The organism is Janthinobacterium sp. AD80, assembly GCF_002878455.1.
Taxonomy (GTDB): domain Bacteria; phylum Pseudomonadota; class Gammaproteobacteria; order Burkholderiales; family Burkholderiaceae_D; genus Janthinobacterium.
Genome location: NZ_NRDQ01000206.1, coordinates 1 through 9,022, shown reverse-complemented (window position 1 = coordinate 9,022; position 9,022 = coordinate 1). Strand labels below are relative to the sequence as shown.

Genomic DNA, 9,022 nt, shown 5'->3' with positions numbered 1-9,022 from the left:
TGCGCCGCCAGCGCCTGCGTGGCCGTGTCCAGCAGGGCCAGCTGGCGCTCGACGGTTTCCGCCAGCACGGCTTCGTTCAGCGCCACCAGGGCGAATATCGGGTCATCGACGTCGATCCGGATGCCCGTCTTGTCGAACACGTGGGTGCGCAGTTTGTGCTGGTCCACTACCATTGCACCTTGTCCAGTTGTTCGAAGATGTCGCGGTAGACGACCTTGATGCGCTGCTTTTCCATGATGTTGAACTTGTCGTTCTGCAGCACTTCCTGCATCGTCAGGCGCGCCGTGTTCATTTTCTTGACGTCGGCGCCAAAGGTGTCGGGATTGCGCTGGCTCAGGGTCACGCTGCCTTTCACGCGCGCGCGGTTGTCGCTGTACGACTGCGATTCCATGAACTGCTTGCCGGACGCCGATTGCAGCAGGCCGAAGTGTTCGTTTTGCCACAGCACCAGCGGCACCTTGGTCGATTGCGCCGTGGCGACAAAGCCCGTGGCCGTGTCGTGCAGGGTGTCGCCGCCGCCGACGATGGTGTGGATGTAGACCTTGCGGCCGGATTCTTCCAGCAGCGAAAAGCAGTCGTTTTCCAGCAGGTAGCCCATCAGCGGCGAAAAGGTGTTCGCGCCATTGTCGACCACGCAGTTGCCTTCTTCGCCGAGGATATCGATCATCAGCGCATCGAAGCGTTTCGGGTCGATGTTGCGCGCATCCGTCATTACGGGCACGTGTTTGACATTCATCGCCTTGTAGCGCGAAAAAGTGGCGTTTTCCTGATCGGTGTCATAGCAGCGCAGGGGCGTGCCATCCTTGCCGCCCATCCATTGCGCCAGCAGGGTCGAGACCAGGGTCTTGCCGATGCCGCCCTTGCCCTGCAGGATGAAATGTACCGTGTTTTGCATTGCGACTACTCCAAGTTGTTGCGTCAGTGACTCCAAAAGTTCCGTGACAGCGGCGATTGCTCCCGGCCAGACTGCAACTGGCATTTTTACCACAATCCTTTGCAAATATGCCATGGGGAAGAGCGAATCTGGTTATGATGTTAATCAGGATACCATTGATGCAGAGCAAGTTTTGAGTGAAAAATCCACCCCAGAGTGTGAACGAGGACGCAGTGCCGATCTCCAGTCTCGATAAAGCCGACATTGACCGCCTCAATCAGCAAGCGCTGTCTTGTCTGGTGGGCAACCGGCGCCAGGCGCGGCGGCTGGCGCAGATGGCGCTGGCGGCGGCGCAGCGCCAGCAGTATGCGCGCGGCAGCGCGTACGCCGAACTCAATCATTGCTGGCTCGCCTATTATGCGGGCGAGGCGGAGCCGCCGTGCGAACGCCTGACCGACTATTTCCAGCAGACGTGCGACCTGGAGGGCGGCATGGAAGTGGCGGCCCTGCAAGGCGCTTACGCCAGCCGGCGCGGCGACTTTGCCGATGCCGAGCAGCATTTCCTGATGGCGCGCAGCCAGGCCGCGCAGATTCCCGATACCCTGCATAAATTCATGCTGTATGCGCGCCTGGGCGTCGATGCCCTGAACCGCGGCGACACGCAGGACGGCCCGCGCAACTTTTTGCTGGCGCTCGATATCGCCGAGCGCTTCGGCAGCCCCGCGCACCGCGTCAACAGCCTGTCGAACCTGGCGTCGTCGCAGCACGACCTGGGCAATGACGAGGATGCCATTCCGCTGCTGGTCGAAGCGCTCGAGATCATCGGCACGCAAAAGCTGAAATATCAGCAGACCATTGTCTCGGCCAACCTGGCCATGTGCCTGCTCGCTACCGGCAAGCCGGCCGAGGCGCTGGCGCTGGTCGAGCCGTTCTACGAGTGGCCGGAAGAAGACCTGGCCATCCGCGCTTTTTTGTTCTGCATCGCCGCCCACGCCGCCATCCTGCTGCGGCAGCCGGCCAGCGCGCTGCAGCTGCTGCTGCGCGCCGAGGAATATGCGCGCCGCGGCCAGGACCTGGAAGAACAGATGCATGCGTGGCTGGTGCGCGGCAAGCTGGACTTGCATGCGGGGCAGACGGCGCAGGCGCTGGCATCCCTGACGCAGGCGCACAGCTTGCTGAGCTGGACGCGCAACCCCTTCCACCAGCAGCAGATCCTGCGCGGACTGGCCGACATCAATGCCCAGCTGGGCCACTGGGAAGCGGCGTATGGTTTCCTGCAGCAATACCAGGCAGCCTATGAGGCCAGCAGCAAGTCGGCGCGCGCGTCGCGCATCCTGATGCGCAACCTGGAAAAGGAAATGCACAGCCTGAAGGCCGAGCGCGACAAGGCGCTGGAGCTGCAGGCGGCGCGCGAGACGGAAAACGTCAAGCTCGAGCACCTGAACCGCGAACTGGCGCACCAGATCATGCACGTCAATTCGCTGCAGGACAGCCTGAAGGAGCAGGCCATGCGCGACCACCTGACGGGCCTGTACAACCGCCGCCATTTTGAAACCTGCCTGAATGCCATCCTGCACGAGGCCGATGCGGATGCGCCCGTGGCCATCGCCATCATCGACCTGGATTTCTTCAAGCGCGTCAACGATACCTATGGACACAATTTTGGCGACGAGGTGCTGATCCAGTTCGCGCGGCTGGTGGAAAGCCAGCTGCGCGGCAGCGACATGGTGTGCCGCTACGGCGGCGAGGAATTCTGCCTGCTGTTGCGCGATGCCGACAGCGTGATCGCCGCGCACAAGATCGACGATATCGCCGCGCGCTACCGCGAGCTGCTGATCCGCCAGGCGCCGCACAGCCTGGTGGGCTGCACTTTTTCGGCCGGCATCGCCGAGTATCCGCGCCACGGCGCCGGCCGCCACGAGCTCCTGATGCGCGCCGACAGCGCCCTGTATGCGGCGAAACAGGCAGGCCGCGACCGCGCCTGCATCGCCGACGCTACTGGATAAAACGCAGCAGTTCCCGCAGCGCCTGCGCCACGGCCTGCGCGCGCACGGCCTGGCGGTCGCCGGCAAAAACCAGCCGCTGCGTGAGCACGCGCCCGTCCATGGCCCAGCCGAAGCACACGGTGCCGACCGGCTTGCCAGGCACGCCGCCCGTGGGGCCGGCGATACCCGTGGTCGAGACAGCCACCTGGGCTTCGCTGTGGGCCAGGCAGCCTTGCGCCATGGCGGCGGCGACTTCTTCGCTGACGGCGCCATGCGCGGCGAGCAGTTCCGCCGGCACGCCCAGCATGCTGCGCTTGGCGGCATTCGTATAGGTGACGAAACCGCGCTCGAACCAGGCGCTCGAGCCACTGATGTCGGTGACGGCCTGGGCCACGCCGCCGCCCGTGCACGATTCGGCCGTCGCCAGCAGCAAGCCTTTTTCCTGCAAGACCTTGCCGACCTGGGTGGAGAGTGTGAAGATAGCGTTGTTCATGTGGATTTCCTGCATGCGAGGCCATGACTGTAGCATGGCTGGCCTTTCCGGCCGCGCCGTGCCGGGCTGAGCGCGGCAGAAGAAACTTTCCCCGCTGACAGCGAAAATGCGTACACTCTTTTATACATTTGCTACCAATATGGCGGCGCGCGTCCGGCGTGGTGCCGCCATCGGTTCGCTTTACCCATTGGGACGCGGCATGGCGCCGCGCCTTCGAACGCATTATCTTTACTCGGTTGTCATGGCACTACTGAACTGGACCTGGCGGCATAGCGGCCCTCTGCGCGGCCCCGTGCGCGGCCCCATTTGCTGGGGCTGGCTATTGCTGTTGCTGGGCGTGCTGTGCGTGGATGCGCGGGCACAGGTGCCTGGCGAGCTGGAGCGGCAGGTGAAGGCCGCCTATCTGTACAAGTTTGCCGGTTTCGTCGAGTGGCCGGAAGGCAGTTTTGCGCGGCCCGATGCGCCGCTGGTGATCGGCGTGGCCGGCGCCGATGCGCTGGCCGAGCAGCTGGAACTGAGCGTGGCGGGCCACAGCGTCAACGGCCGCCCGGTGCAGGTCAGGAAGGTGCGGCGCGGCGAGTCGCTGGCCGGCTTGCATGTGCTGTATCTGGGCGCGCTGGACAAACCGGTCCTGCAGGAGCTGCTGGCGGCCAGCCGTGGCCTGGCGCTGTTGACGGTATCCGATTCGGATGAGGTCTATGCCATGGGCAGCATGATCAATTTTGTGATGGCCGACGACAAGGTGCGTTTCGACGTGGCCTTGAAACCCGTGGCGCAGGCGCATATCCGCATCAGTGCGCGCATGCTGCTGGCCGCCTACCGCGTGCAGACGGGAGGCGCCTAGATGATCAGGCTGCGTTCCATCCGCCGCAAGCTGATGACGGTGGTCTTGCTGACCACCCTGGTGGCCCTCGTCATTTCGCTGGGTACCATCGTCGTCTACGACTTGCGCGCCTACCACCGCAACCTGGTGGCCGACATCAGTACCCAGGCCGAGCTGCTGGGGCACATGAGTTCGGCCGCGCTGGCCTTCGACGATGAACGCCTGGCGCTGGAAAACCTGAATTTGATGCGCATCCGCCCGCGCGTCACGGCCGGCGCCCTGTACAAGGCCGACGGCAGCCTGTTTGCCAGCTACCGCGCGCATGAACATACGGGACCGGTGCCGCAACAGGTGGGCAAGGAGGGCGAAAACATCGCCGGCAAGTCCGTAGAACTGTTCAAGCCCATCGTCGACAACGGCGAGCTGCTGGGCACCGTCTACCTGCGCGCCGACTATGAACTGGCGGGGCGCACCGTCGATTACCTGGCCATCGCCCTGAGTGTGACGGTGCTGGCGCTGCTGGTAGCCTTGCTGCTGCTGCGCCGTCTCGATCATGTGATCACGCAGCCCATCCTCGACATCGCCGACGTGGCGCGCGAAGTCATCGAGACGGGCGACTATTCGCGCCGCGCGCGCAAGCTCAGCGCCGATGAGGTGGCGCAGCTGGTCGATTCCTTCAACAAGATGCTGGCCGAGATCGAGCTGCGCACGCAGGCGCTGGAACGCTCGAACGGCGAGCTGGCGCGCGAGGCCGAGCAGCGCGCCCAGGCGCAGCAGGAAGTCATGCGTTTGAACCAGGAGCTGGAAGTGCGCGTGCATGAACGCACGGTGCAGCTGGAAATGACGAATGGCGAACTGGCCATGGCGATGGAAGAGGCGCGCAGCGCCAACTATGCCAAGTCGGCCTTCCTGTCGTCGATGAGCCATGAATTGCGCACGCCGCTGAACGCCATCCTGGGCTTCGCGCAAATCCTCAGCTCCGACCGCCTGCCGTCGACGCTGGCGCAAAAGAAGGAATTTGCCGGGCATATCCTCAAATCCGGACGCCATCTGCTGACCCTCATCAATGAAATCCTCGACCTGGCGAAAGTCGAATCGGGCACCGTCAGCCTGTCGCTGGAACCGGTGGCCCTCGATGCCATCTTGCAGGAGTGCCGCGACATGATCGCGCCGCTGGCCAGCCAGCGCGGCATCGGCATGGCCTTTCCCGGCGATTGCGTGCTCAATGTGCTGGCCGACCGCACGCGCCTGAAACAGATCTTGTTGAACCTGCTGTCGAATGCGCTCAAGTACAACCGCGCGCAGGGCCAGGTGAACATCGCTTGCGCGCCGCAGCCGGGTGGGCGCGTGCGCATCAGCGTGCGCGACACGGGCATCGGCCTTGATGCCGAGCAAGTGGCGCTGCTGTTCCAGCCCTTCAACCGCCTGGGTCAGGAAGGCGGCACGGAAGAGGGCAGCGGCATCGGCCTGGTGGTCACCAAGCGCCTGGTCGAACTGATGGATGGCAGCATCGGCGTGGCCAGCGAGCCGGGCGTGGGCAGCACCTTCTGGATCGAGCTGCGCGCCATCGATGCCTTGCCCCTGCCCCCGCCGTCCGGCTTGCCGCGGCCCGACCTGGCCGGCGCGCTGCTCGAGCATAGCGCTCCCGTCACGGTGCTGTACGTGGAAGACAATCCGGCCAACCTCACCCTGGTCGAGGAAATCGTCCGCTACTGCCCGCAACTGCGGCTGCTGACGGCGCACGATGGCCACCTGGGCGTGGAAATGGCGCGCACCCACTTGCCGCAGCTGATACTGATGGACATCAACCTGCCCACCATGAACGGCACTGACGCCCTGAAACTGCTGCGCGCCGACCCGCGCACGGCGCACATTCCCGTCATCGCCCTGACGGCCAACGCCATGCCGGGCGACGTCGAACGCAGCATGGCGCTGGGCTTCTACCGCTATCTGACCAAGCCGATCAACCTTGACGAGTTCAACGCGGCCATCAACAGCGCGCTGGCGCATGTGGCGCAGCAGCGCCGGCAGAAAGGCACGGGCGCGCCATGATCAGCCAGGCCGACATCTATGGCGCGAAAATCCTCATCGTCGACGACCAGGAAGTCAATCTGCGCCTGCTCGAGCATCTGCTGGAAAGCGGCGGCTACACGGCCATCACCAGCACCCTCGACGCGCGCGCCGTGGCCGGCCTGCACCAGCGCCACCAGTTCGACCTGATCATCCTCGACCTGGTGATGCCGGCCATGAGCGGCTACGCCGTGATGGATGCGCTGCGCCCGCTGGAGCTGGAAGGCTATTTGCCCGTGCTGGTGATCGCCGCCGATCCGGACGCCAAGCTGGCGGCGCTGGAGGCGGGCGCGCGCGACTTCATCAGCAAGCCTTTCGATGCGTTGGAAGTGCTCACGCGCATCCGCAACATGCTCGAAGTGCGCCTGCTGCACCGCGCCGCGCGCCACTACAACGCGCTGCTCGAACGCACGGTGGGCCAGCGCACGGCGGAACTGCAGCGCTTCCGCGGCGCCATGGACGCCACCACCGACGCCATCTTCCTCGTCGACGTGCTGGGCATGGCCCTGGTCGACGCCAACGATGGCGCCTGCCGTTTGCTCGGCTACGCGCGCGCGGAGCTGCTGTCGCTGTCGCCCGGTGCCCTGCTGCCTTCGCCGCCGCCGGCGCCGCTGGCGGCCCTGCTCGATGGCTCGGCCCACCTGGCCACGGAAGTGACGGAATGCGAACTGCTGCGCCGCGACCTGAGCCTGGTGCCGGTGGAGCTGGGCTGGCACTGGTATGCGCAGGCGCCCGTGCCGGGCGGGCAGGCCACGGGCGGCCTGCTGCTGATCGCCGTGGCGCGCGACATCAGCGAACGGCGCCAGGCGCAGGAGCGCCTGAAGCACCTGGCCCATTACGATGGCTTGACGGGCCTGCCGAACCGCAGCCTGTTCTACCAGACCCTGGCCCAGGCCGTGGAACTGGCGCAGGAAAAAAGCTGGCGCATCGTGGTGCTGTTCATCGCCCTGGACCGCTTCAAAAGCATCAACGACACCCTGGGCGCGGCGCTGGGCGACGAATTGCTGCGCCAGTTCAGCAACCGGCTGGTGGAATGCGTGCGCCTGCGCGACACGGTGGGGCGCCTGGGCAATGACGAATTCGCGCTGATCCTGGCCATGAGCCGCAACCAGCAGGAAGCCGTGGCGGTGGCCAACCAGGTGCGCGAAGCGCTGCGCGCGCCGTTCGACCTGCGCGGCCACGCCGCCACCCTGACGGCCAGCATCGGCATCGCCATGTATCCGGACGACGCCACCGATCCGGAAACGCTGATCAAATACGCGAATACGGCCATGGGCGGCGCCAAGCAGGCGGGCCGCGACGGCTACCGCTTTTTCACGGCCGGCATGAACGTGCAGGTGCTGGCGCGCCTTGACCTGGAACTGGCGCTGCGCCATGCGCTCGAACACGAACAGTTCATCCTCTACTACCAGCCGAAGGTGGACTTGCGCACGGGCCGCATCAGCGGCGTGGAAGCGCTGCTGCGCTGGCGCCGTCCCGGCTACGGCCTGGTGGCGCCGGCCGAATTCGTGCCGGTGCTGGAAGACACGGGCCTGATCGTGCGCGTCGGCGCCTGGGTGATCCAGGCCGCCTGCCGCCAGATCGCCGAATGGCGCGACAGCGAAGTGGGCCCCGTGCGCGTGGCCGTCAACGTGTCGAGCCGCCAGTTTGCCGAGGGCGACCTAGAAGGGGAAGTGACGCACGCGCTGGCGCGCTACCAGGTGGCGCCGGAACTGCTGGAGCTGGAACTGACGGAAACGGCGCTGATGTCGAATGCCGAGCGCACCATCGTCGTGCTGGGCAAATTGAAGAAAATCGGCGTGAAGGTGGCGATCGACGATTTCGGCACCGGCTACTCGAGCCTCGCCTACCTGCAGCGCTTCCCCATCGACAAGCTGAAGATCGACATCGCCTTCGTGCGCAACATCACCAGCAACCCGAACGACGCGGCCATCGCGCTGGCCATCATCAGCATGGCGCACAGCCTGAAATTGAGCGTGGTGGCCGAAGGCGTGGAATCGCGCCCGCAGCTCGAATACCTGCGGCGCAACCGCTGCGATGAAATCCAGGGCTTTTATTTCAGCCGCGCCCTGCCGGCGCTGGAACTGGGACAGATGATCGTCGCCGGCGCCGGCCTGCCGCCCGGCCATGACCCGGCCGCCCAGCCGGCGCAAACCCTGCTCATCGTCGACGACGACGTCAATGTGCTGTCCTCGCTGCACCGGCTGTTCCGCCCCGAGGGCTATCAAATCCTCACGGCCAGCACGCCGGCCGAAGGTTTCGAGATGCTGGCGCTGCACCGCGTGCACGTCATCGTCTGCGACCAGCGCATGCCCAGCATGAGCGGCACGGAATTCCTCAGTAAGGTAAAAGAGCTGTACCCGGAAACCATCCGCATCATTCTCTCCGGCTACACGGGCCTCGAAGCGGTGCTCGACTCGATCAACCGGGGCGCCATCTACCGCTTCTATACGAAGCCGTGGGACGACACCCAGCTGCGCGACAACATCCGCCTGGCCTTCCAGCACTACTGGATGGTGAACCAGCCGGGGCTGGCGCGGGTGGCGGTGCGCTGAGCGAAGCTTATTCGCTGAAGTGGTCGAACGAGCTCAGTTGTAAATCTAGCGGCTGCCCGGCCGCATCCACCAGCCGCAAGCCTGGCTGCGCTTCGATGCGGCCCACGCGCGTGGCTGGCGTGCCGCAGGCGATGGCCAGGGCGGCGATGGCCGCGCGCGCGGATGCCGGCGCCGTGAAGCACAGTTCATAATCGTCGCCGCCGGCGGCCGTGTAGCGGCGGC

General features: G+C 65.3%; 6 protein-coding genes and 1 pseudogene. 4 read left to right on the top strand and 3 right to left on the bottom strand.

The window, feature by feature from the left end; all coding sequences use genetic code 11:
- Positions 1-166 precede the first annotated feature (166 nt).
- Positions 167-895 (bottom strand): hypothetical protein, encoded by a 729-nt coding sequence (locus tag JaAD80_RS26875; RefSeq protein ID WP_102299113.1) that lies wholly within the window; start codon positions 893-895, stop codon positions 167-169.
- Positions 896-1,107: 212 nt separating this feature from the next.
- On the opposite strand from JaAD80_RS26875, the gene JaAD80_RS26870 reads away from it, so the two are divergent.
- Positions 1,108-2,880, top strand: a complete 1,773-nt coding sequence (locus tag JaAD80_RS26870) for a diguanylate cyclase (RefSeq protein WP_258003205.1) — start codon at positions 1,108-1,110, stop codon at positions 2,878-2,880.
- Here JaAD80_RS26870 and JaAD80_RS26865 read toward each other — a convergent pair.
- The gene (locus JaAD80_RS26865) at positions 2,870-3,352 is read right to left on the bottom strand and encodes a CinA family protein (protein WP_102299115.1); all 483 of its coding nucleotides are present in this window, start codon (positions 3,350-3,352) and stop codon (positions 2,870-2,872) included. The two genes, JaAD80_RS26870 and JaAD80_RS26865, sit on opposite strands and share 11 nt — an antisense overlap.
- A 241-nt stretch (positions 3,353-3,593) precedes the next feature.
- Between JaAD80_RS26865 and JaAD80_RS26860 the strand changes: the two genes are divergently transcribed.
- From JaAD80_RS26860 to JaAD80_RS26850, 3 genes are read left to right on the top strand one after another with little or no spacing between them, the layout of a single operon-like run.
- Complete coding sequence (locus JaAD80_RS26860) at positions 3,594-4,196, top strand: YfiR family protein (RefSeq protein WP_180979612.1); 603 nt, start codon at positions 3,594-3,596, stop codon at positions 4,194-4,196.
- On the top strand, positions 4,197-6,227 hold the full coding sequence (locus JaAD80_RS26855) for an ATP-binding protein (RefSeq protein WP_102299108.1): 2,031 nt from the start codon (positions 4,197-4,199) through the stop codon (positions 6,225-6,227). It abuts the gene before it with no gap.
- Positions 6,224-8,800, top strand: coding sequence for an EAL domain-containing protein (locus JaAD80_RS26850; RefSeq protein ID WP_102299106.1), 2,577 nt, complete (start codon positions 6,224-6,226; stop codon positions 8,798-8,800). Before JaAD80_RS26855 ends, JaAD80_RS26850 begins: the two co-directional genes overlap by 4 nt.
- 7 nt (positions 8,801-8,807) lie before the next feature.
- Here the strand turns inward: JaAD80_RS26850 and JaAD80_RS26845 are convergent.
- A pseudogene (locus JaAD80_RS26845) lies at positions 8,808-9,022 on the bottom strand (thiamine-phosphate kinase); the annotation flags it as partial.